Source organism: Pseudomonas violetae (genome assembly GCF_023072615.1).
Classification (GTDB): Bacteria; Pseudomonadota; Gammaproteobacteria; order Pseudomonadales; family Pseudomonadaceae; genus Aquipseudomonas; species Aquipseudomonas violetae.
On record NZ_JAKNRW010000003.1, the window covers coordinates 237833 to 259083 of the forward strand.

Annotated in this window: 26 protein-coding genes; 22 read left to right on the plus strand and 4 right to left on the minus strand. The window is 57.6% G+C overall.

The window, feature by feature from the left end:
- Positions 1-62 precede the first annotated feature (62 nt).
- The 22 genes from L9059_RS05475 to L9059_RS05575 are packed head-to-tail and all read left to right on the plus strand — an operon-like array spanning position 63 to position 17145.
- Positions 63-524: a head completion/stabilization protein gene (locus tag L9059_RS05475; protein WP_247288962.1), complete on the plus strand. Its 462-nt coding sequence runs from the start codon at positions 63-65 to the stop codon at positions 522-524.
- Positions 521-964, plus strand: a complete 444-nt coding sequence (locus L9059_RS05480; RefSeq protein WP_247288965.1) for a phage tail protein — start codon at positions 521-523, stop codon at positions 962-964. Before L9059_RS05475 ends, L9059_RS05480 begins: the two co-directional genes overlap by 4 nt.
- Positions 954-1634 (plus strand): phage virion morphogenesis family protein, encoded by a 681-nt coding sequence (locus L9059_RS05485; protein ID WP_247288967.1) that lies wholly within the window; start codon positions 954-956, stop codon positions 1632-1634. The genes L9059_RS05480 and L9059_RS05485 overlap by 11 nt, the downstream gene beginning before the upstream one ends.
- Positions 1635-1645: 11 nt before the next feature.
- Positions 1646-2761, plus strand: a complete 1116-nt coding sequence (locus L9059_RS05490; RefSeq protein WP_247288969.1) for a DUF2586 domain-containing protein — start codon at positions 1646-1648, stop codon at positions 2759-2761.
- 4 nt (positions 2762-2765) lie between these two features.
- The gene (locus L9059_RS05495; RefSeq protein WP_247288971.1) at positions 2766-3218 is read left to right on the plus strand and encodes a DUF2597 family protein; all 453 of its coding nucleotides are present in this window, start codon (positions 2766-2768) and stop codon (positions 3216-3218) included.
- Positions 3218-3430: a TraR/DksA family transcriptional regulator gene (locus L9059_RS05500; protein WP_247288973.1), complete on the plus strand. Its 213-nt coding sequence runs from the start codon at positions 3218-3220 to the stop codon at positions 3428-3430. Before L9059_RS05495 ends, L9059_RS05500 begins: the two co-directional genes overlap by 1 nt.
- A complete protein-coding gene (locus L9059_RS05505) occupies positions 3427-3633 on the plus strand; it encodes a hypothetical protein (RefSeq protein ID WP_247288976.1) in 207 nt (68 codons plus the stop codon). The genes L9059_RS05500 and L9059_RS05505 overlap by 4 nt, the downstream gene beginning before the upstream one ends.
- Positions 3630-4157 carry a lysozyme gene (locus tag L9059_RS05510; RefSeq protein ID WP_247288978.1) on the plus strand — a complete coding sequence of 176 codons (528 nt, stop codon included), beginning with the start codon at positions 3630-3632 and terminating at the stop codon, positions 4155-4157. The genes L9059_RS05505 and L9059_RS05510 overlap by 4 nt, the downstream gene beginning before the upstream one ends.
- Positions 4154-4666 carry a lysis system i-spanin subunit Rz gene (locus L9059_RS05515; protein ID WP_247288980.1) on the plus strand — a complete coding sequence of 171 codons (513 nt, stop codon included), beginning with the start codon at positions 4154-4156 and terminating at the stop codon, positions 4664-4666. Before L9059_RS05510 ends, L9059_RS05515 begins: the two co-directional genes overlap by 4 nt.
- Complete coding sequence (locus L9059_RS05520; protein WP_247288981.1) at positions 4663-4953, plus strand: putative phage tail assembly chaperone; 291 nt, start codon at positions 4663-4665, stop codon at positions 4951-4953. Before L9059_RS05515 ends, L9059_RS05520 begins: the two co-directional genes overlap by 4 nt.
- A complete protein-coding gene (locus tag L9059_RS30855; RefSeq protein ID WP_428480251.1) occupies positions 4950-5117 on the plus strand; it encodes a DUF6890 family protein in 168 nt (55 codons plus the stop codon). Before L9059_RS05520 ends, L9059_RS30855 begins: the two co-directional genes overlap by 4 nt.
- Positions 5118-5124: 7 nt before the next feature.
- Positions 5125-7098, plus strand: coding sequence for a phage tail tape measure protein (locus tag L9059_RS05525; RefSeq protein WP_247288983.1), 1974 nt, complete (start codon positions 5125-5127; stop codon positions 7096-7098).
- Entirely contained in the window at positions 7095-7412 is a 318-nt protein-coding gene (locus L9059_RS05530; protein WP_247288985.1) for a DUF2590 family protein, read from the plus strand. The genes L9059_RS05525 and L9059_RS05530 overlap by 4 nt, the downstream gene beginning before the upstream one ends.
- Positions 7409-8590: a baseplate J/gp47 family protein gene (locus L9059_RS05535; RefSeq protein ID WP_247288987.1), complete on the plus strand. Its 1182-nt coding sequence runs from the start codon at positions 7409-7411 to the stop codon at positions 8588-8590. The genes L9059_RS05530 and L9059_RS05535 overlap by 4 nt, the downstream gene beginning before the upstream one ends.
- Positions 8583-9173, plus strand: coding sequence for a phage tail protein (locus L9059_RS05540; protein ID WP_247288989.1), 591 nt, complete (start codon positions 8583-8585; stop codon positions 9171-9173). Before L9059_RS05535 ends, L9059_RS05540 begins: the two co-directional genes overlap by 8 nt.
- An 8-nt stretch (positions 9174-9181) precedes the next feature.
- Entirely contained in the window at positions 9182-10783 is a 1602-nt protein-coding gene (locus tag L9059_RS05545) for a phage tail-collar fiber domain-containing protein (RefSeq protein WP_247288991.1), read from the plus strand.
- An 8-nt stretch (positions 10784-10791) separates the two neighbouring features.
- Positions 10792-11502 (plus strand): DUF4376 domain-containing protein, encoded by a 711-nt coding sequence (locus tag L9059_RS05550; protein ID WP_247288993.1) that lies wholly within the window; start codon positions 10792-10794, stop codon positions 11500-11502.
- Complete coding sequence (locus L9059_RS05555; RefSeq protein WP_247288994.1) at positions 11499-12419, plus strand: hypothetical protein; 921 nt, start codon at positions 11499-11501, stop codon at positions 12417-12419. Before L9059_RS05550 ends, L9059_RS05555 begins: the two co-directional genes overlap by 4 nt.
- Positions 12416-12958, plus strand: a complete 543-nt coding sequence (locus L9059_RS05560; protein ID WP_247288995.1) for a baseplate complex protein — start codon at positions 12416-12418, stop codon at positions 12956-12958. Before L9059_RS05555 ends, L9059_RS05560 begins: the two co-directional genes overlap by 4 nt.
- A complete protein-coding gene (locus L9059_RS05565) occupies positions 12955-13665 on the plus strand; it encodes a hypothetical protein (RefSeq protein ID WP_247288997.1) in 711 nt (236 codons plus the stop codon). Before L9059_RS05560 ends, L9059_RS05565 begins: the two co-directional genes overlap by 4 nt.
- Entirely contained in the window at positions 13638-14588 is a 951-nt protein-coding gene (locus L9059_RS05570) for a hypothetical protein (RefSeq protein ID WP_247288999.1), read from the plus strand. The genes L9059_RS05565 and L9059_RS05570 overlap by 28 nt, the downstream gene beginning before the upstream one ends.
- 1 nt (position 14589) lies before the next feature.
- Positions 14590-17145 (plus strand): hypothetical protein, encoded by a 2556-nt coding sequence (locus L9059_RS05575; protein WP_247289001.1) that lies wholly within the window; start codon positions 14590-14592, stop codon positions 17143-17145.
- Positions 17146-17188: 43 nt separating this feature from the next.
- Here the strand turns inward: L9059_RS05575 and L9059_RS05580 are convergent, their stop codons facing one another.
- The 4 genes from L9059_RS05580 to L9059_RS05600 all read right to left on the minus strand — a co-directional run bounded on the left by L9059_RS05580 (position 17189) and on the right by L9059_RS05600 (position 21240).
- Positions 17189-17920, minus strand: coding sequence for a hypothetical protein (locus L9059_RS05580; protein WP_247289010.1), 732 nt, complete (start codon positions 17918-17920; stop codon positions 17189-17191).
- 406 nt (positions 17921-18326) lie between these two features.
- A complete protein-coding gene (locus L9059_RS05590) occupies positions 18327-18578 on the minus strand; it encodes a hypothetical protein (RefSeq protein WP_247289015.1) in 252 nt (83 codons plus the stop codon).
- 593 nt (positions 18579-19171) lie between these two features.
- A complete protein-coding gene (locus L9059_RS05595) occupies positions 19172-19849 on the minus strand; it encodes a hypothetical protein (protein WP_247289017.1) in 678 nt (225 codons plus the stop codon).
- A gap of 611 nt (positions 19850-20460) precedes the next feature.
- On the minus strand, positions 20461-21240 hold the full coding sequence (locus L9059_RS05600; protein WP_247289019.1) for a hypothetical protein: 780 nt from the start codon (positions 21238-21240) through the stop codon (positions 20461-20463).
- Positions 21241-21251 lie beyond the last annotated feature (11 nt).

The following is a 21251-nucleotide window of genomic DNA, read 5'->3' on the forward strand; positions in this document are numbered from 1 at the left end:
GCCAACCATTTATGGCCTGACCCACTGAAACAGTTTTCCCGCCCCTATTTGAGTGCCCAGCAATGAGCTTTTCCGGGAAACCCACCACCTTTGTGGATCAGGCGATCGAGAACGACGGCTTTTGGCCGAACCTCTCCTTGTCCGAATTCCAGAAGGGTTACCGCCTGCCGGCGGAGTACCTGGTAGACATGCTGGCCACTGATCTGACCACGGCGATGATCGAGGTCAACAAGGATCTCGCCAAGCGCAAAGCAGCCTGGCACTCCGTAGGTATCACCTCTGTAGAGGCTGCAGACCCTACGGTGCTGCAGGAGCGCACATTTCACGCAGCGACGTACAAGCGCGCCGTTTACTGCCGCGCCAAAGCCAGTTTGCTGACTCAGTTCGCCACCGTGACCCGCCGTGAAAGCGCGGAAAATACCGGCAAGGAATTGCCCGAGCGTGGCGAAACCTTCCTGGAGTTCAGCCAGCAGGCCGTCCGCTCGCTGCAGGGCCGTGGCCGCATTACGGCGGCACTCCTGTGATCAAGCTCAAAGCCCTCACCACGTACTTGATCGGGCGCCAGTTGGTGCTGCCGGAGCAGCTCGATAGTTGGACCGACCAGGTGAGTTTGGAATTGGTCTGGAAGCCGGACCTGCAGGGCATGCACATGGGCGACATGAACTACACCGCGACCATCGTGCTCGAGCGCTTTGCAGACCACCCCGGCCGATTGATGGCGCTGGTAGGCAGCTGGCTGGAAACCAACGACGAAGATCGCGACGAACTGCCCGCCGTGCAGTTCGACATCACCATGCTCGATGACGACCTGGCCGATGTCGACATCAAGCTGGAATTCAGCGAACCCCAGTACCTGGCCGAGGAACCGGGCGGTGAAATCATCGCGTTCGGTAAGACCTGGTCATTTATCCCCTTCGATTTGTGGGTGGCTGAGCGCGGCGAGGTAATCGGCGATGGCGCGTAGCACCTTTGAACTCGACGTCCGGGGCTATTTGGGTGTCCAGGAACAACTGGCCCTATTGAGCCTTCCACCACAGCTGCGCCGGCGTCTGCTCAACAACGTCACCAAGCGCGTGCGCAGCATGAGCCGTCAGCGTATCCGCGAACAACGCAACGTCGACGGCAGCGCTTTCGCTCCGCGCAAAGGATCGGCCAAGGGCAAAAAGAAGATGGAAGCGGGCCTCGGCAAATTGCTGATGGTCACCCGCGTGAATGCCGACGAGGCCGAGCTGGGATGGCGCAACACGCTGACCCGCTGGGTTGCCTCCCAGCAGCACAACGGCGTGTCCGAGCGTCGCACTGCTGCCCAGATGCGCAGATGGAACAAAGTCCCTGCAGGTCTGGCGGCGACGGAAAAACAGGCTAAGCGTTTGCGCCGTCTCGGTTTCAAGGTCCGCCAGGAAGGCAAGAAAAGCCTCACACGCCCGACTGTGGCGTGGATTCAAGAGCACGTGAACTACGCCAAGGCGGGTTTGTTGATTCGCATCCTGGACAACGAACAAACCGAATCCACTGGTGCGCAAAGCTGGGACATCACCCTGCCAAAACGCCAGTTCCTCGGCGCGGGCACCGAACGGGACACCAGCTTGCTGGTTAACCAGGTGCTGCAACAAATCCTTAATTCTCCCCGCTAGCGAGGCACTGCATGGCACTCGGTCAAGTCAGCGTTAACAACCTCAATCTCAGCCAAGGCGCTGTGACGGCGGTTGAACGCTATTTCCTTTTCATCGGCGCCGGCGCGAAAAACATCGGCTCGTTGATCCCTTTGAATACTGATAGCGATCTGGACGTTCAGCTGGGCATTCCTGCCAGCGACCTGAAAACCCAGATCACCGCGGCTCGCTTGAATGGTGGCGATCGCTGGGCCTGCCTTGCCGCGCCTATCGCCGCCGATGGCGACTGGAAGCTGGCACTTGATAAGGCACAGCAACAGGGCTACTCGGTCGAGACCGTAGTCATTACCACCCCAGTGGTGGCCGGTGCAGAGCTGACCGTGATGCACGATGAAGCCGTGGAGCTGGCCAACACCTACAAGCGCAACGTCTTCGTGATGACCGCTTCCAAAGGCATCGATCCTGCGACGACCTGGGCGGCTTACCTGACCGCGCAAAAGGCAATCACCAAAGACGTGCTGGCACCGCTTGTGCTCGTCGTGCCGCTGCTGCATGGCAACGACCTGGGCGTACTGGCTGGCCGGCTTGCCAACGCGGCAGTGAGTATCGCCGACAGCCCAATGCGTGTGGCCACTGGCGCGCTGCTGGGCTTGGGGCCAGTGCCTTCTGACTCCGAAGGTGTGCCCCTGCAGTCTGCGTTGCGCGCGGAGCTCGACAAGGCTCGTTTTTCTGTCAGCCAGACCTACCCGGACTACCCAGGTGTGTATTGGGGCGACGGCAACATGCTGGATGCACCGGCCAGCGACTTCCAGGTGGTTGAGTACGTGCGCATCGTGCACAAGGCCGCACGCCGGATCCGTCCATTGCTGATTCGCCGCGTAGCCGATCGCCGTCTGAACAACACCCCCAACAGCATGGCCGTGAACATCAACGCCCTGATGGCGCCGCTGCGCGCTATGGCGAAGTCCACAACCTTCGCTGGCCAGGTATTCCCGGGTGAGATCGAGCCGCCAAAAGACGGCGACATTGTTCTGTCCTGGACGAGCAAAACCGCTGTCGAGGCCTACATCAAGATACGCCCCCTCAACTGCCCGAAAGACCTGACCGCGAACATCGCGCTGGATCTTTCCACCGACGATACGGAGTAACCCCATGGCGGCAAAGATTGGCGGTAAGAACTTTGACGTGACCTTGGGCGACCTGCAGGTACACGTCGAGAGCTGCACCCTGGATATCACGGACAACACCGCCGTGGCACAAACCCGGGGCGTGCCCAACGGGCACGTCGACGGCGACGTGGCGGCCGCCGGCGAGATTGAACTGGACACCACCAACTTCAACCTGGTGATCGAAGCGGCCAAAACCGCCGGAAGCTTCCGAGAGCTGGAACCGTTCGACGTGGTGTTCTACGCCAAGGCTGGCGATGAAGAGCTGCGAATTGAGGCCTTCGGCTGCAAGTTGCGCCTGTCCAGCCTGCTCAGCATCGATCCCAAGGGTGCCGAGAAGAACAAGCACAAGATCCCTTACGACGTCACCAGCCCTGACTTCGTGAAGATCAATGGCGTGCCGTACTTGGCTGCTGCGGAAATCGAGGGTCTGACCTGATGGTTTGCCCGTTCGACCGCGCCCAGGCAGTGGAGCAACGCCAGCGCGACCAGGCGATTGCCGCTCAGTTGGCCAAACCGCGCCCGATCGGGCCAAGCCGTAGCGAATGCCTGGACTGTGACGGCGAGATTCACAAAGCGCGCCAGGCGCTCGGCGGGATTCTGCGTTGCGTGCCATGCCAGTCAATTTTTGAGAAAGGGGGTCGCCGATGAGCACGAATCAGGCCGCTCAGGACACCGCCATTGCCTTCGTAAAAGCGTCACCCGCGATCGGCGTGGCCGCTACCGGCGTAACAGGTGCCGTCGACTGGTCAGCAGTGGCCTACATGCTGACCGCGCTCTACATGGTGCTGCAGATTGTGCTCTTGGTCCCCAAGTACCAACAGATGCTGCGTGACTGGAAGGGCAAATTATGAACTTGCGCATCAAGATCGCCACCGGCGTTATTGCGCTGGCCAGCGCCACGCTCATCTCCTTCCTGGGCACTTGGGAAGGCACCGGCCAGAACGCCGTTTATGCCGACCAGTTGGCCGGTGGTTTGCCGACCGTATGCATGGGCATCACCCGGTACACCAGCCCGCAACCAGTGATTATCGGCGACTACTGGTCCGCCGCTCGCTGCGCCGAGGTGGAAGCCCTGGTGGTGCAAAAGGCGCAGCTGCAGTTGGCGGAATGCCTAAGCAACCAAGCGATCGGGCAGAACACTTTTGATGCCCTGAGCAGCCACGGGCACAACGTCGGCACGCCCAACACCTGCGCCAGTCGAGCCGTAGGGCTGATCAACGCGGGACGCATTGCCGAGGGATGCAAAGCATTGGCTTGGGCGGCTGACGGAAAGACGCCGGTTTGGGCGTACGTCACCAACGCCCAGGGCCAAAAGGTATTCGTCCGGGGGCTGCACAACCGGCGCCTGGCTGAAGTGGAGCTTTGCCTCAAATGACCATCAATCCGCTACGTCTCGTGCTGCTCCTGGTACTCGCCAGCTTGTTGGCCTGGTGCACGTTCGATTGGGTGGCGGATCAACGTGACACCGCCCGGAGCGAGCGCGACAGCGCCCAGTCCGAAGCTCAAGGCCTGCGTGAAGCGGCCCGGATCAGCGGCGAGATGCTGGCCGCCCGCGACCGTATTGACCTTCAACGCACCGAGGAACTGAACAGTGCTCAAGAAAAAAACGATGCTCTGCAGCGCGATGTTGACGCTGGCAATCAGCGGTTGTCAGTCCGTGCCACCTGCAGACCGGTCGTCTCCGCTGCCTCCAGCACCGGCAGCGTGGCTGATGCAGGCACCGCCGAACTCGCAACAGACGCTCGACAAGATTATTTCACCCTCCGCAGCCAGCTCGCCCTTAGCAAGCAAATGATCCTCGGCCTGCAGGACTACATACGCCAGGTGGTCATGCGATCGCCGGCAACCGATTCATCTCAGCAATCAATGGAAACCACCCCATGAGCGAAGTAAACCGCGACATCACCTTGGAAATTGGCGGCGCCGAATTTGTGTTCAGCCTGACCCCGCAGGACGTGACCAAGTACTTCAACTCCACCACCAACAACAACAAGGTGGCGCCGGCGAACAATCTGCTGGTGAACACCGTGCACCAGGAACAGCGCGCCTCGCTCAAGCCGTTGTTGGCCAACCCGGTCACCGTAATGGAGTTGGTCGGTGCACTGCTCGAGGAGTACTCGCCGGACGTTGAAATCATCGTAAAAAAGTCCTCGGGCACGCTGAAAGCCTGAAGGACGATGGGTTAGGCCAGCTCGCTGCCCTGACCACCCGCTGGCTACCTTGTGCAGAACCCACGATTGAAAACATGGGCACGGCCAAGTGGCTGGAAGAAGAACACTGGCGCCGGATGGAAATTGCCGTAGCAAACGGCATCGCCTTCGCGTTGAACGGATAGGACACCCATGGCTGACCGCGCTGCCCGCTTGGCTTTCATCCTCAGCTTGACCGACAAGGTCACTGCCCCGTTGGGCAAGGTGAAAACCAGCTTTTCCGACCTGGCCAACCAGGGACAGCAGAACATCGTGAAGATGGGCGCAGGGCTGGCCGGCATGGTGGGCGCTGGTGTGGCAATCACCGAGTCACTGGAACCCGCGCTGGAAATGAATCGGGCACTCGGTGAAGTTCGTTCACTGGGCGTCGCTGAAGAGGCGCTGAATGCGCTCAACCGTAAGTCACTTGAATTCTCGGTGGCTTATGGCGAGAACGCCCAGGCTTTCGTTGCTTCCGCGTACAGCATTTCAGGTGCAATCAAAGGTCTGGCCGGCGAGCAGTTGGCCACGTTCACCAACACCAGCAACCTGTTGGCCAAGGCGACCAAATCCGACGCCGAGACCATGGGGGCCTACGTGGGCACGATGTACAACCTGTTCAAGTCTTCGGCTGACGCCATGGGCAAAAGCGAGTGGGTTGAGAAGTTGGGCGGTCAGACGGCGCTGGCGGTGAAGCTGTTCCGTACTGACGGCGCCCAACTAAAAGATGGCTTCAAGGAATTTGGCCAGATCGCGAACACCGCCGGCGTCGATATTGCCGAACAGTTCGCAGTTCTCGGCACACTGAGCAGCACCATGGAAGGCGGGGACGCTGGCGGGCTGTACAAGTCGTTCTTCGAGAACATCGGCGCCGCCTCCGACAAGCTCGGTATTAAGTTCACCGACCAGAATGACCGGCTAATTCCGATGGCCGACATTCTGGCAAAGCTGCAGGGCAAGTTCGGCGATCTGAACAGTGCGGCTGCCGGCACCAAGTTGACCGAGGCATTCGGCGGCGAAGGCGCGCGCGTCATCACCGCTTTGGCAAAGGACACCGATCGGTTCCGCAACGGCCTGGATCAACTGGGCAAAGTTCGCGGGCTGGAGGACGCCGAGAAGATGGCCCAAGCCATGGTCGACCCGTGGCAGCAATTTGGCGCAGCGGTGCAGGCACTGCGTATTGCCTTCGGTCAGGCGTTGATTCCAATGCTCACACCGTTGATGGACCGCTTGGTGGGCATTGCGTCGACTCTGACCCGCTGGACACAGCTGTTTCCCAACATCACCCGCGTGGTGGGTATCACTGTCCTGGTGATCCTTGGACTGGCGGGTGCAATGGCGGCACTGACGTTCGTGGTGGGCCTGAGCAAGATGGTTTGGCTATCCCTGGTGACGATCTGGAAGGTGCTGACCTGGACGGGGTTTCGCAGCATCGCCATGTTCCTATTCCACACCGTAATGATCACCGCCTTCGTCGTCGGCCTGGTCGCGCTGTACACCTGGATGGGCCTGGTTCGTGGCGCGATGCTGCTGTGGCAGGGCGCCATCTGGCTGGTGAACGCCGCGATGCTGGCCAACCCGGTGTTGATGATCATCGCCGGGGTCGTCGCCTTGATCGCGTTGGTGGTTGCCGCCGTTGTGTATTGGGATCAATGGACAGCGGCGCTGATGAATACCGCGGCGTTCAAGTGGGTGGCCGACCAGCTCCAAGGACTTTCAGACTGGTTCGGTTCGATGGCCGGTTGGACCGGCATGGCCCGCGCCGCGTGGGAGGGCATCGTCGCGATTTTCAAGAACGCGATCAACGGGCTGATCGAAATGCTGAACAAGATCCCGGGTGTCCAGATCGATGCCGCTTTTGGTGATCTGCCCAGCCCTTCGGAGATCGGTGGCCTGTCCGCTCCGATCGCGGAGGAAGCACGCAAGCGCATGAATGGCGCCATGACCAGTATTTCCCCCAATGGCCCGACTGCCGTTCCGCCAGGTGGGCTGTTGCGCAGCATCCAGAACAGCAACACCCAGACCCAGAACAAAGGGACGCACGTGGAGAAGGTCGAGATCCACACGGCCAAGCCTATGACCCCACTAGAGCTTGAAAACATGGTCGCGATGGGAGTAGGCGGATGAGCCTCTACATCGACCTGCTGATCACCAACAACGACCTGACTCTGGACCCCTCGAACCAGCCACTGCTGGTGGACGATCGGGCCAGCATCGCCCAGGACATCGGTCACATGATCCGCGAAAGCGGCCTGCTGGTGACGCTGGTGGCTGAGCGCGATCGCTTCCGTCAAGCCGATTGCATCCAGCAGTTGGAGCTACTGGTAGAGGCGGACGTGCGCCTGGTACCGGGCACCGTCCGGATCCTTGAAGAGGAAAAGGGCAAGTACCTGGTTACGGCCAAAACCGTTGAATTCGGATCTGTCGAGGTAGTGCTGTGAGTGACGTAGATTTCAAACAGGCGTTGAGTGACGCCGGCATTCCGACAACCGAGGCCAAGTTGCGCGCTGCCTGGGAATTGGAGGTCATTGCCCAGGGCAGCAAATTGAGCAACACCAGCGCCTGGTCGCCGTTCTGGCGGGTGATCACTGCCCTGGTGACCAAGCCAGTCATGTGGCTGATCGAGTTTATCGCCGGCACCGTGTTGCCGAATTTCTTCGTAAAAACGGCTGAGAAGGCGTGGCTGGATATGCTGGCCTGGGCGGTTAACGTCACCCGCAAGCCGGCGACCAAGGCCGAGGGGTGGTTGCTGTTCACCCGCAGCGCGCTGGCTGGCCTGCTGGAAGTTCCAGCGGGTACCCGCGTGCAGTCGATTGCGATCAACGGCAACGTGTACGAGCTGGTGACGGTGGCAGCGGTCAGCTTTGCCGATGGCGAATCGCAGATCCGCGTGTTGGCCCGTGCGAAGCAGGCCGGCAGTGGATTCAATCTCGCACCAGGTTACTTTTCTATTCTGCCTGAGCCCGTGCCCGGGGTTGTCCAGGTGGTGAATGCTGACGGCTGGCTGAGCCAACCCGGCGCCGATACCGAGCCCGACGACGAACTGCGCCTGCGTGTGCGTAACCAGTTCTCGGCGGTCAACCAGTGGCACACCGACGCGGTATACCGCGCCATGATTGCCGCCTTCCCGGGCGTACAGCCCGACGGCGTTTACTTTGAGCACAACGCGCCCCGGGGCCCCGGCAGTGCCAATGCCTTTGTGCTGTTCGAGGCTGACTCGCCGGCGGACACCTTCCTGGCTGAAATCAACAGCTACATCCGCGACCAGGGCAACCACGGCCACGGTGACGACCTGCTTGTGTTGGAGATGCCTGCCACGCTGCACGCCATCAGCTTGACGGTCTGGCCCAAGGCCGAGGTGGGCGCCGAACGTCATCCAGCCTTGAAGGCCGACATCGAGCTGTACATCCGCGCTGCGTTCCGCGAAAGCACAGACAGTGACTTCAAGCCGGCGCCGACGCTGACCCATCCCCAGTCGCGGTTTTCCTTCAGCCGATTGGGCGAGGAACTGCACCAACAATTCCCGGGCATCGACTCCCTGAAATTCGACAACGTCGACATCATTTCCGAGCTGACCATCCCGCGCCTATCCGGTGTTGAGGTGGTTCTGAGTGCTTAAGTTGAGCCTTCCTTTCTGGCTCGACGGGCCGGAGTTGGCCAAGCTCAAAACGGCCGCGCAAGCCTGGTGGAGCAAGGTCGAAAACTGGCTGCACTGGCCCTTACTGCAGATGGACGCCGAGACCTGCCACCTGAGCGTGCTCGATCTGTTGGCTTGGCAGCGAGACATCCAGCGCTTTCACGGCGAGCCGGAAAAGCTGTACCGATTGCGAGTGAAGTACGCCTTTATCAACGCGGTGGACGCCGGCAGCACCGCGGGCATGGTGCGTGTTTTCGAGCGCCTGGGCGTCGGTTACGTCGAGATCCAGGAGCGCCTGGACGGTCTCGACTGGGACGTGGTCCTCCTGCACCTGTCCGACACGCAACTGAGTGAAAACCCGGTGTTGTTGCGCGTGCTGATGCAGCAATACGGCCGCACCTGCAGGCGATACGACTTCGTCACGATCACCCCCGTGAAGCTGAACATAGGCGTGGCTGACTTCAACGATGACCAGCAGACCCTGATTGCAACGCTGGACGACAGCGCAAGCCGCCTGGTCGTGATCAACGAGCTCGCAATTCTCACCTTTTTGAACCCATTTTAGGAGCACCCATGGGAGCTAGCATTACCCTTGCCGGCGAGAGTCTGATTGCCCAAAAGCAAGGTGCTGGGGAGAAGCTTGAGATTGCTCGCTTCGTCTTGGCCCTTGTGCCAGGCCTTGATCCGAACGCGCCTGTCGATCGTGCAGCCGGCAAGCCTCCGGTGGCGCAAATCGTATTTACCAAAGCCTACGATCGCAAAGGCTATGTCAGCCCCAACCAGGTTATCTACAGCCTGATGGTGGGCTCTGATATTGGTGACTGGGACTTTAACTGGATCGGCCTGGAAGCCGCCGGTGGTGAACTGCTGGCCGTGGCGACCGTGCCCGTGCAGCAAAAGCGCAAGAACATCCCGCCGCTGCAGATCGGCAACAACGTCACTCGCAATTTCCTGGTGGAGTTCAACGGGGCTCAGGCGCTGACGGGAATCACCGTCGACGCCAGTACCTGGCAGCACGACTTCACGGTGCGACTGAACGGCATCGATCAACGCGAGCGTCTGAGTAATCGCGACGTGTTTGGCCGCGTCTGCTTCCTGGCCGACAGCCTGCAGATGGAACGCAGTTTCGGGCTGTACCAAGTGAAAGCGGGAATTGCCTATGTCGAGGGCGTCCGCGTTCAACTGGCCGAACCTGTCCAGGCGCAGTTGCCGGCACTTCCGGCCAAAGCCTGGCTGGATGTGGCACTGGTTCGCGAAGGCAGTGACACGGTCGCGGCCTGGAAGGTTGTTTTCGGTGAGGCGAAAACTGATTACGTCGATAGCAACGGGACGGCCCATTACGTCGTGCAGCTGGCCAGCGTTGCGGTGACTGGGGAGATCACCGATCTGCGTCAAAGCGAGCCCATAACCGGGGCTCTGGTCAAACAGTTTGCGTTGCGCAATGGCGACTATCCGGAACTGCGCGCCCGTGCGACGACCAAGGAAGACGTAGATCTGGGCGAGCTGCCAAACGCCAAAAGCGACGATCCGAGCACTAACAGCAGTGAGATCTTGGCGACCACCAAGGCGCTCAACGCACTGCGCCAAATTATCGCTGACTCGGAGGTCGGGGAAGTCTTCATGGTGGCGATGGATACACCGCCGCCGGGGTCGTTCAAGGCCAACGGCGCGGCGGTATCTCGTACGGTTTATGCCAGATTGTTCGCCAAAATTGGCACCCGTTATGGCGCCGGTGACGGGGTCAATACCTTCAACCTGCCCGATCCACGCGGTTTTTTCCCTCGCTTCTGGGATGACGGACGGGGGATCGATGCTGGGCGAGTGTCGGGCAGCACCCAGGCGGATTTAATCCGCAGCCACACCCTCACCGGTAGTACCAGCGCCGCCGGTGCCCACACCCCCACCGCGTATACCGATGTTCAGGGTGCCCACACCCACGGGGTCAAAGAAGGTTCCGTCGGTCCTGCAGGCACTACAGGAGAAATCCTTACCTCTGGCGATGACCTGACCTATGTCGTTTACAGCTACTCGACTACGACCAGTGCTGGCGAGCACGGCCACAACATCACCGTGAATCCAGTACCCGACCACGTTCATCCCGTCACCGTCAGCTATGTCGGGGGCCTCGAAACGCGCCCGCAAAACATCGCTTTCCTTGCCTGCATTAAGTACTGAGACCCGCCATGGACACCAAAATCGTCTATCAAACCGATCATCTGGGCATCTACACCGGGAAAACTGTGGCCGATCGTTCGCCATTGGAACCGGATGTTTGGTTGATCCCCGGCGGATGCGTCGAAGTTGCGCCGCCGGCGATCCCAGACAAAAAGGCTGCGTTTTGGGATGGCCGACGCTGGCAGCTGGTGGATTCCTATCGTGGGTTGACCGCTTACAACATAGAGACGCGTGAGCCCCTGGTGATCGAGCGTGCGGGATCGTTGCCGACGGGATACACCCTGGAAGTGCCCGGTCCTGGTCAGATCTGGGGCAATGGCCACTGGGTAGACGATGTGCCGGCAGTAATTGAACTGCGTTACGTCGCCCAGCTGGCGGCGGTCAACATGATGTGTCTTCAGGAGATCACCGGCGGATTCTGGTCGGCGGCGTTGGGCGATCGCTTTTTCTATGACTCGGCGATCGAGGACCAGTTGAATCTGACCGGCTTGATCCTGCGCGGCCTTGGTGGCGGTTACTCCTGCCGTGATGAATCAGGGCGCTCTGACTTCCGGGATCACTCCAGCGATCAGCTGCTACAGATCGGCAACGAATTCACCGAGTTCAAGCTGCAGCGCCTGCGCAAGTCCAACGAGCTCAAGCAAGCCTTGTCAGCGGCGCGAGCAGCTTCGGATCTGGCCGCCCTCAATGCAGTGTCGTGGGAGTCCGCGCCAGTATGAATTGGGCCCCCATCACCATGCGCTGGCCGGAGCAGTCCACGCAGTGGCTCGACGACCTCGAGGACGCCAAGGGTTTGGCCAGCAGCGAGCTGATCAGCACCGGGCAACGCCTCGAAGGCCTGGCTGACTTGGCCACGACCTCACCCGGTCCAGTAGGCGCTGCAGCAGAGGCCGCCGTTGCGGCTGGTCGTGCAGGGTTGAGCGATGCCCTGGGCGAGGTGCCGGCGTGCCTGGTGGTGACGCCGTTTCAAAGTGGTGTGGGGCAGGGCCGTGGCTATCAGCGTTATCTGTCTGCGCCCAATTTGCTGCAGCAGCTGGGCGAGAAACTGGAAGACACCGGCGACGATAATCGTCCGGCTGGCTCGCAATACGCCTTGGTGGTGATGTTCCTGGGTACGCGTTACGACAAGTTCGCGGCGACCTTGTCTCGATTCAACGCTGTGCTGCCCACGCCGGACCTGCAGCGCGCCGAGCGCCGAGCGAAAAACCTGTTCGCGCTGGACGCTGAAAAGTGGGAACTGCCCACCGCCGGCACGCTGCCGCGCTGGGGGACTCTGCCCCTGGAGCGTTGCACCGTGACCAAGACCGCTACCCAAGCCTTGAACAGTCAGCTGTCGGCCTTGGAAAGCTATGCGGACAGTTCGCCGATGGCCGATCTGGCCAAATTGGCCGCTCGCAAAGCCAGTCAGGCCCAGTCGCAGGCGCAGAAGTTGGCCGACCTCAAGTCGCAATTCGCCGGCGGCGCCGCAGACGACACCATGCGCGCACGCCTGATCGGTCCTGGTAATGCCGCCGAGTTGCGTCGCCAGCTGCTGCAGGGCGATGCACCCGGTCACGAGTGGGGGCTGTCTGCTGGAGTGCTCCTGGTCGGATCCCTGAAAGGGTTGGGCTTTGTTCGGGAACTGGTGGGGCTATGAAGTTACTACTGGATGGCGAACAGGTGCGCGGCAAAAACCTCAAGGTCACGGCGAACCTGCGAATCGAAAGCGATGACCTGTCCGGACAGACCAGCAACACCGATTCGGCGCACAAAGGGTTCAAGCCCAAGACACTCACGGTCACCTTGCTAATTCGGTTTGTCGATGAATCGGACTTGCGCAACCTAATGCGCCTGGCCGAGGCGACCGGCACCGGTGGCCAGCTCAAAACATACCGACTGGTGAACGACACCGCGTCTGCGTTTGGTGTGCGCCAGGTGCAGTTTTCCGATGGTGTCAGTGCTCGGGAAGACGACACACTTCGGGCCTGGCTTGTGCAGTTCACCCTGTCGGAAAAGCTCTCCAACCCCGAGCGTGTCGAGACTCGTCGAGCGGCCAAGGGTGTGACGCAACAAGGCGCCCCAGGGCAATCGGTGACTGCACCAGGTGCAGGCGAAAGCGGCGCGGACGGGCAAGAACTGAGCGGATTCGAAGCGACGTTGAAAAAGCTCGATAACTACCTGGGCGGTGGGTCATGAGCATGAAACTGCACAAGGTGCTGACCATCGGCGGGGTGGTGTATCCCTTGATCACCGATGACGTGCGCCTCGAGCTGCGATCCCCTGGCCGTGCAACGCTGACCATTGAGGCAGCGGCGCCGGTGAAGGGACTGGTCACGCTCGATATTGGCTACAACGACAACCCGCTGCAGCGCCACTTCATTGGCTATGTCGAGCGCTGTACGTCGTCCAACGCGATCGAGCAGGTCCTGTTCTGCCGCGAGCTCGCGGCGATCCTAGCCAACTCATTGCCACTCAATCTGCGCCATGCCGACCTGAGCACGGTGCTGGGAGAGATCAACGTCAAGACCGGCTTGAGCTTTCGAGTGCCGGATAAGGCGTATGCCAAGACCAAGGCGCCGTTCTTCTACAGCCTGGCCGCCGGCTACCAAGCCATGGACAGCTTGGCCCGGGTGTTCGGGATCTCCGACTTCATCTGGCAGCAGCAAGGCGACGGCGAAGTGTTTGTTGGCAGTTGGGTCGACAGCTTCTTTGGTACCCGATCGCCGCTACAGCTGCCCATCGAACTGTTCAACGGTTACCAAAACAATCAGAGCGCGATGATTGCGGCCCTTCCCGGGTTGCGACCAGGTGCATCCATCAACAACGGCGAGCGCATCACCCAGGTGACGCTGACCGGCAACCAAATGGCGATCCGATGGAAGACGCAATCCGCCGCAGCGTAGAGCGGCAATTTCCCGAACTCACCGGCGGCTACCACCTGCCGCGCTTTGCCCGTGTGGTGGGTGTGGCCGATGCCCCTGCCGGCGCCGGCATCTGCGACGACTTCCGTCCGCGCTTCGCGGTCGACCTCGAGCTGCTGGGAGAAGACGACGAGCCGGATCCGCAATTGCCCGTGCTCGCCGGCGTCCCTCTGCCCATGCCGATGGGTGGCGATGAGATGGGGTTTTTCGCGTTTCCTGAGGAAGGCACTCGCGTAGTCGTTGCCTTCGCCTACGGATTGCCGAACAAGCCGTTTATCCAGGCGATCCTGCCTCATGGCCTGAGCCTGCCCAAGGTGCCGAAGGGTGACCAGGTATGGCAGCACAGCGACGCGGTGCAGCAGCGGGCCGACGCGGACGGTAACTGGCTGCGCCAGACCGATGGCCGGATTCGAGACAAGTCGATCGATCGGCAAGTTGAGAGCCTGACCAATGCCGAACGTCACCAGAGCAGCACGGTGGAGGTTGACGACCATTCGACTGAGTCAATCGGCGGTATCAAGACAATCGAGGCGATCGGCGCGCTGAAGCTGCTGTCGGGCGGATCCGCCAGCCTGGCCGCACTGGACGACCTGCACCTGGCCAGCGGCCGCGACCTCAACCAGGTGGTGGGCCAGAAGCTGAACCTGATGGTGGGAGGTGATCTGCAGGAGCGCGTTGAAGGTCTGCGCCGCAGTGTCGCTCCCACGACCTGGTTGGGATCGGAGTCGGTCAACGTGCTGCAGGTGCTGTGCGATCTGATCGACCTGGTCACGCAGATGAACACCGAACTCGCCGCACACGTTCACGGCCCGAGCCCTGTCCCGACCACTGCTGCGACCTTCATTGAACACGCCGGTACCGGCCTACAGCTTATTGGGCAGCTTAAGCCCATCACCGGAGCCTAATTTGGAACTTAAGAATTTCTTCGCCCTGGACGACCAGGGCAACAAGCTGCCAGGTGCCACTTGTTATCTGTATCACCGTGGTGTCGAAAGCCTCGCCACGGGCCTGCAGAAAGCCAACGGTGTTGCGCTGTTGAATCCTTTTACTGCCGACCATAACGGCCTGGTTCAACTTGCCGCGCCCAACGGGCTTTATGATCTTCGTGTCATCAGTGGCGCACGTGACTACCGGCTGCCCGTGCAGTACATCGATGTCGCCGAGCACGTTGCATTGGCACAGGCAGCGTCGACGATGGCCGCGATTGCCCGGGACGCAGCGCTGCTCGCTAACGGTGTTTTTACCAGCATGGCGAAGGCGCTCCAGGCTACCGTTAACGATGAATTTTTCAGCTTGGTTTCATCCGATCCAAATGAAGCTGTGATTTTGTACCGCAACAATGCGGGCGCTGCGGTAGTGGAGAAGCGCTACGCCAGCGCAGAGGCGGTCGAAAGAATCAAGAACATCGCTCTCCGTGGAAGCTACGTGCTGTCGGGTAACGCGACCAAAACTACGAAAGTGGGCAACTCCCTGGATTGGACTGTTAGCTGGGGCCGGCTCTACCTCTTTACCGGTACCGGCAAGGCTCGAGCAAACATTCAGGCCGTCACTGACTTGCTTGTTCCAAACGGACAATGCGCTTACGTCGACCTCGCCGAGGTCCAGGTAAATGGCGAGTACATCGTGCATGTCTCAGCGATTCCGTTGACGGCGGTCGCCAATCCGCCGGGGTCGTACATCGATGACAGCAAGATCATCTTGTTCACATGCCTGAACGACGTGCTGGGCGGTGCTGCCAGCCCTGCGCTGCCACAGATCGGCTCCGTATCCAAGGCCACGCTCGATCCTACTGTCACCAATCGGACCAATCGTTCGGCCTATCAATTGGTGGGCAGGCTGACGCGGTTTGCGCTCAATGGCACCACGTGCGTGCTGAGCGCCAGCGATTTGCGTGTCGCCCGTGGTGTGGGCAATACGACCTTAATCATTGCAGCGCTGTCGGCAGTCGCAGTGCCGCTTGGGCAGGCGCTGTACGTCGACTTGGACGCGCCATTGGTGGATGGAAAGCTGATTGCTCAAGTCACCACGGCGGGCTACTCGTCGGCAGCGGGTGGGCTGGTGGCCGGAGCCTTTGTTGATGACAACAAGCTCTATCTGTTTATCAATGAGACGGCGGGACACAGCGGGCTTCTGGCTGACAGAAAGCCAGTAGTGAGCAGGGTGGGCGAAGTCTGGCTGAAACAGACGGCGGTCGTTACGTTCGATCCGGCGACCCGAACTCTGTCCTGGAGCAAGTCGTTGATCTTGCCAGTCAGTGGCGGGCAAAGCCGGATCACAGTTGCCGCCGGCTCATATACGTTTTCCGATCTTGATAACAACGTCGCTTACCTGGATCTCGATGTTGCGTTGACGACGGGAACCACCCCGGCTACTGCAGTGAAGGGCGGTCGCTACTACGACACCACCAACGCGGATCGCTTCTTGGGGCTGCCTAACCAGGTTCCGATGTTTTATTGGAACGGCGCTAATGACTTTGGGTCCTTGGGAGGCTTTCCGGCGGCATCCGTGCCCAACGCTCCGACGGGGGCGCTGGCGCAAGATGACGTCGTGGTAAAAGTTGGTATCAATACCGTTAGCGTGTTTGTTAAAGGGGCTAAGTCGGGATCGACCAAGTACCTGGAGCAAACCATTGGTTACGAAAACAGGCCTTTCGACCCGACGGGCGCAGACGTATTTGGCAACTCGGACCTGTGGCGCCTGAAGCACCAATATGAGTGCGACCTGACTACGACGACCATGGCCTTCACCCGGACCCGTGCGGGCCAAGCGATAGTCAATGGTGGTGAGATTAGCTGTGCGATCAAACAGAAAGGGGCCGAGGATTTTATCGGGGGTTACCACGGCGATGAAATTAAAACCTACGTCGTGTTGTTGCTCGATGGTGTGGAAATCCCGTTCAACACGGTGGCGACCTTTGTCGGGAAAAAGCTGACCCTGACACAGCACTCCAAGCTGTTTAAGTGGAACACGCAGGAGGAAGTCGCCACCCACTCGAAACGGGAGACCATCAGTTACGCTGATGGCGGCATGAAGATCGATTTGATTCAACAAGTGAAGTGGTCGCAGGTACTGGAGCTGGAGGCGGCCATGCTAACCATGCTGCCGATTAAGCGGCTCATCGCGGACACAACAGGAGAGGTCATCACTAACGCCGCCATGCGCGCACCCTATGCCTCGAAAGAAGACGTATCGACTACGGGCTTTGAGCAAGTCATCACGTTGGGCGCGCTGCCGGATTGCCAGCTCTGGGGGCCAACTGGGATCTCGGCTAGCATACAGATGCTCAAGCACCCAGGTTTTGACGATTGCGGTTTTTATATTGCCAGCCCGCTGTATTACAACAAGCCTTATTACAGCGTGGCCGGCAGTAAGGTCAGCACCATGGCAGGTGTCACGCACGTCACCACCATCGGCGAAACGTGGGACGTGGAAAGCGTGATTAGGATGACCACTGCGAATTAAAACTCAGGTTTTCAAAGCCCGCCAAGTGCGGGTTTTTCTTTACTTATAAATGTTGGCGTTGCTTAACGAAGGATGAAATATCTATAAATTGGATGTTTAATTCGTCAGTGTACTTGTCCAGCAGATCGATTTCGTGAAATTCCATCATGTATGGTTCTGAGTTGATTGAGCCATCCCAACTTCTAAGAAGAAAAAATGCAGATGTGCTTTTACCAAGCTGCCACCAATCCAGAACATATGCGTTAAGAAAAGCGGTGAATATATTCAGTGCTTGTTTTGCGTCGGCATGCGTGAAAGTTGAAAAGTGCGAGTCTAAGAGTTTGGTTTGTTTTTTTTGAATCTTGCTTGGCACTTTAATTTCGTTATGAAAGTAAGAGATCTTGGTGTCGCCAGCAGTTGTTTCTACGGTGGTTATTTCTGATGTGACCTTCGGGTGGACCATTTCATCTCGGTTCCTTATCAGCATCCTAATGTCTTGGCATATCTTATCGCCTCTAGGGATTATTCTGTCTTGGTGTGATTGAAGTACAAAGTCGAATTTGTCCAGGGTGGGGAGTCGGTCTTTCGTTTTTAGCTCGGCTTCATCTAAACGGATGGTGGCGAGAAATGAGTTGGCGGCAGCTTCAAGTGCATAGTTTGTGGAGAGAATCGAGGATTTTGCTAAAGTGTTTTTATGGTTAATATTACTTGCCTCTAAAGACATTTCGTACAGAGTAATAGCGTCGGTGAAAATTGTTATAAAGTTGTTGCTTGTAATGTTTACTACTTTAATCATTCCTTAACTCCATTTGGCAAGAAATGCTACTTCGGATTTTTTATAGTTCAGTGCTTTACTGATCCCACACGGTGCGATGTCCGATGGTACGGCCATCACTGTACTCGGCACCACCAGGATTGTGCGTAGACGCATCCATCAATGCACTCGATGCCGCTTAACACGAACCCAGTAATTGCCATCCCTGCCAGTGTGGCGTCAAGCAACTTGGGCAACGGATCCGGGTCATTGGGCATCCCTACATCGACGCAAGCGACATTGGCGCAGCGACCAAGCACGCTATTGTTTTCTGAATTCACCATCACATTCCCCTTAATTGGAGGATAGAGCCGCCGTTCTTGAGGTGTGAGCGCTATGCCACAGCGCCGCATGGGGGTAACGAGCATGTGCATGAGACGGCCCCTATCTACTCATTATTTTGACGATCGAGCAGCGCTTCCACCGCGTAGGCCAGCGCGCCATCCGCTTGCTCCAACAGATCGCTGAGATCCTCCTGATCAATCACCTGTGCGCGGTGTAGAGCGTGTGCCTGAGTGAGCAGAGCTTTATGGTGAGCGCCGGGGTGATCGAGCAACGCGGCATCGTCCCGGAGCATTATCTCCCACAGCGCGATTTCCCTGGTCCTATCAGCCGCCCCTTTCACGTGTTCATGGTTCATCACTTGCATCCCCTTCGCTCATAAAACACTGTGTGTATGAACAGTATATCAATGAGGGATGGTCGGACTGTATTTGTCCGATGAAAATCCTACCGAGGCGACCAGCGACAAGGCAAAATCGCTGGGTGAAGAAAAAAACAGTTGAAAAAGCACTTATCCCCCTCCCGCCGACAGGCTTTGTGTCCTTTTTTTGTGCAAATCCGGATGTAGTGCAAACGCACCTGCAGTCCAGGCGGGCCGTGGGGCTCTGCAGGTGATCGGCCATTTCACAGAGTGCAAAGTTTTGAAAGGAAATGCAGTGTGGTTGCACAGCGGCGCAGGTACGGACACAGAAAGGGTAGCGCTGGAGTGCCCGGTTTCATTGGACGAAAACTTTTAAAACGTGGGTTTCATGGTGTTTTCAAATTCTGCACACAGGGCGCCAAGCTCAAAAAACCTCTCATCCAGGCTGTGATGATCCACTGTATAAGCCACAGCCTGCGGGGCCTGTGGCGTAGTGGAGCGGTTTCATTAAACCAGAATAATTTGGGATGAGATTGGTGCCCTAGCAGCGGGAGGAATGCAGGAAAAATTCTGCTTTTTGAGCAGCAACGTCACCTGGCTTTGATTTTTCGGCAGAACCTCGATAACTCGGGAATCTCCATTGCAAACGGCTCAAGTGGTTCATGAGGATTCATAGGGTGCCAGACAGCCCGGGCTTCGTACTGCCCGGCAAAGTCTTCACCTTTTAGCCAGGTCGGAGTTTCCCCAAAATCATTCCCATTGCATATTTCCGTTCTTGAGGCGTAGCGGACGTCCCTAAGTCCTCCCCATCTGACCGGAACACGCTTGTTTATGGCAGCTGTCAGGCATTCATAGAAATTTTGAAGTCGATAGATTTCTACACAAGAATCCGCTCCTTCAAATTGGCTCATGACATCTTTGTGAAGGCGATGAGATGTGCAGTAGATAAAGCAATTTGGGACTTCGACGACGCGTTCGGAGGAGCATCCAGTGAATCTGATTCCCCCAGTATTAGGGCCAATACTAAACATACCCATCAGTTCAGTTGCCTTCGCGTGATAGCTTGGACTCCCGTTTACCTCATCATCGAGATCCCAATCGTCGATCTCGTGCAGAAGTCTTTTCGTTCCTTCAAATGGGTCAGAAATACCAGGCTTATGCTCGGTTTTACGAAAGTCTTGCAGGGTGCCAACTCGTATGCTGCCACGCTCTATCAGAGCGTTACTCCATTTTTTTTCCGAGTAGCGATAAAGACTTTTTCTTTCCATCGTGCCTCCCTGGGCAACTGTCCTTGAAAGCGTCCATTGTTGTGCAGCGAGCACGAGAACAATAGTGGGTGAGCGAGTTTTTCTTGTAAACCCACATGCAGCCGACCAAAGCTTTATGAAAAAACGTCGTTTTGATTGAGAAATGCTCCTGAGTGGAGGGTGGTCGTTTCAAAAAGAGCGATATCAGCTATATGGGAGGGCAATGGGGCTGGAGGTCTCGGATTTACTGGGCTTTCGGTATTACATTGCAAAGTAATATGAGGCGATATGAAAAGTAATAAATCCGCCAACCCCCCGGTTTCATGGGGTTTTAAGGAATGGAAATATAGCTTTATAGAAAGGTAATAATATCGCCTCCCTATCGCTCAAATATCGCCTTCCAATAGAACGGCTGAAGGCCTTGATCTATGCGGGCTGTAGCTGATTTCCGGAGGGGGTATTACTAATATTACTTTTTTTTCACCCCCCCACGAATTTTAGGATTGGCGCCTATGCGGGGTGGGGCACAAATTATACGGCTTTCAACTTTGCGGATGTTTTCACGAGTCCAAAGCGATTGGTTAAGGCATCTGAAGTTATAGGTTCGGATACCTTGTTAAATATTTGGATTATTAGGGCTGTTGAGGATCTGTGCCTGGGGGCTGAATTGAAGGATTTATAGTCGGGCGTAGAAACTTGTGGCTGGGAAAGGTTCGTTTAGCAATTTCCCACGTTTTCTGATGTATCAGTTGGTTGTCGATTATATTTTTTTGGACAAATTCGTAAGCGTTGCTGGTATAGGCAAACGCGCCATGAAAAATATGATTCCCCAAGATCTCCCGCATTTGTTCAACTGTATATTGTCCCTCGTCTTGAAGCTTCTCCTGTGCTACCGGACCTAGAGTCTCTGTATGAAATTTGGCTCTGAGCTCTACGCTTACTACTGCAGTTTCGAAGCCGTATTGGAGGTCGGTCAGCTCCATCAGGTGCTTGATTTCGCCAAGCTCACTTAAAAAATTCAAGTCTTCAAATTTTATCTTATTATCTTTTTGATCCCCTAGTGATCCAGCGGGCATGAATAATGCGCGGGCAAACTCATCGGAGTACTCATCATAGTGACTTTTTACTATGGTCATGGCTTTGTGCTGTCTGAATAACGTAAATATACAGGCATCCAGTGCAGCTTTTCTTTCATCCAACTTCGCTTGCTTTTCTTCATACCGTCTAAGCATAAATGCAAAGTAAGAACCGCAGAATGCGCCAAAACCTGCTGTAACAAACGGTAAGATAGCTCCGGCAGTCGGCACTATTTTCTTATCGATTGCCAGGCTTGAGAAATACCAAAGAATTAGGACGGCTAACCCGGTGAGTGCGCCCATCCACACAGGCTGATAACTTTTTGCGCTGTTCATCACAACTCCTG

What these genes read in the sequence shown, in the direction of transcription:
- L9059_RS05555 (WP_247288994.1), top strand. Translation starts at nt 11,499, where the DNA reads ATGAATTGGGCCCCCATCACCATGCGCTGGCCGGAGCAGTCCACGCAG.
- L9059_RS05580 (WP_247289010.1), bottom strand. Translation starts at nt 17,920, where the DNA reads ATGATTAAAGTAGTAAACATTACAAGCAACAACTTTATAACAATTTTC.
- L9059_RS05560 (WP_247288995.1), top strand. Translation starts at nt 12,416, where the DNA reads ATGAAGTTACTACTGGATGGCGAACAGGTGCGCGGCAAAAACCTCAAG.
- L9059_RS05485 (WP_247288967.1), top strand. Translation starts at nt 954, where the DNA reads ATGGCGCGTAGCACCTTTGAACTCGACGTCCGGGGCTATTTGGGTGTC.
- L9059_RS05600 (WP_247289019.1), bottom strand. Translation starts at nt 21,240, where the DNA reads ATGAACAGCGCAAAAAGTTATCAGCCTGTGTGGATGGGCGCACTCACC.
- L9059_RS05595 (WP_247289017.1), bottom strand. Translation starts at nt 19,849, where the DNA reads ATGGAAAGAAAAAGTCTTTATCGCTACTCGGAAAAAAAATGGAGTAAC.
- L9059_RS05490 (WP_247288969.1), top strand. Translation starts at nt 1,646, where the DNA reads ATGGCACTCGGTCAAGTCAGCGTTAACAACCTCAATCTCAGCCAAGGC.
- L9059_RS05545 (WP_247288991.1), top strand. Translation starts at nt 9,182, where the DNA reads ATGGGAGCTAGCATTACCCTTGCCGGCGAGAGTCTGATTGCCCAAAAG.
- L9059_RS05525 (WP_247288983.1), top strand. Translation starts at nt 5,125, where the DNA reads ATGGCTGACCGCGCTGCCCGCTTGGCTTTCATCCTCAGCTTGACCGAC.
- L9059_RS05550 (WP_247288993.1), top strand. Translation starts at nt 10,792, where the DNA reads ATGGACACCAAAATCGTCTATCAAACCGATCATCTGGGCATCTACACC.
- L9059_RS05495 (WP_247288971.1), top strand. Translation starts at nt 2,766, where the DNA reads ATGGCGGCAAAGATTGGCGGTAAGAACTTTGACGTGACCTTGGGCGAC.
- L9059_RS05570 (WP_247288999.1), top strand. Translation starts at nt 13,638, where the DNA reads ATGGAAGACGCAATCCGCCGCAGCGTAGAGCGGCAATTTCCCGAACTC.
- L9059_RS05510 (WP_247288978.1), top strand. Translation starts at nt 3,630, where the DNA reads ATGAACTTGCGCATCAAGATCGCCACCGGCGTTATTGCGCTGGCCAGC.
- L9059_RS05475 (WP_247288962.1), top strand. Translation starts at nt 63, where the DNA reads ATGAGCTTTTCCGGGAAACCCACCACCTTTGTGGATCAGGCGATCGAG.
- L9059_RS05500 (WP_247288973.1), top strand. Translation starts at nt 3,218, where the DNA reads ATGGTTTGCCCGTTCGACCGCGCCCAGGCAGTGGAGCAACGCCAGCGC.
- L9059_RS05565 (WP_247288997.1), top strand. Translation starts at nt 12,955, where the DNA reads ATGAGCATGAAACTGCACAAGGTGCTGACCATCGGCGGGGTGGTGTAT.
- L9059_RS05520 (WP_247288981.1), top strand. Translation starts at nt 4,663, where the DNA reads ATGAGCGAAGTAAACCGCGACATCACCTTGGAAATTGGCGGCGCCGAA.
- L9059_RS05590 (WP_247289015.1), bottom strand. Translation starts at nt 18,578, where the DNA reads ATGAACCATGAACACGTGAAAGGGGCGGCTGATAGGACCAGGGAAATC.
- L9059_RS05530 (WP_247288985.1), top strand. Translation starts at nt 7,095, where the DNA reads ATGAGCCTCTACATCGACCTGCTGATCACCAACAACGACCTGACTCTG.
- L9059_RS05515 (WP_247288980.1), top strand. Translation starts at nt 4,154, where the DNA reads ATGACCATCAATCCGCTACGTCTCGTGCTGCTCCTGGTACTCGCCAGC.
- L9059_RS05505 (WP_247288976.1), top strand. Translation starts at nt 3,427, where the DNA reads ATGAGCACGAATCAGGCCGCTCAGGACACCGCCATTGCCTTCGTAAAA.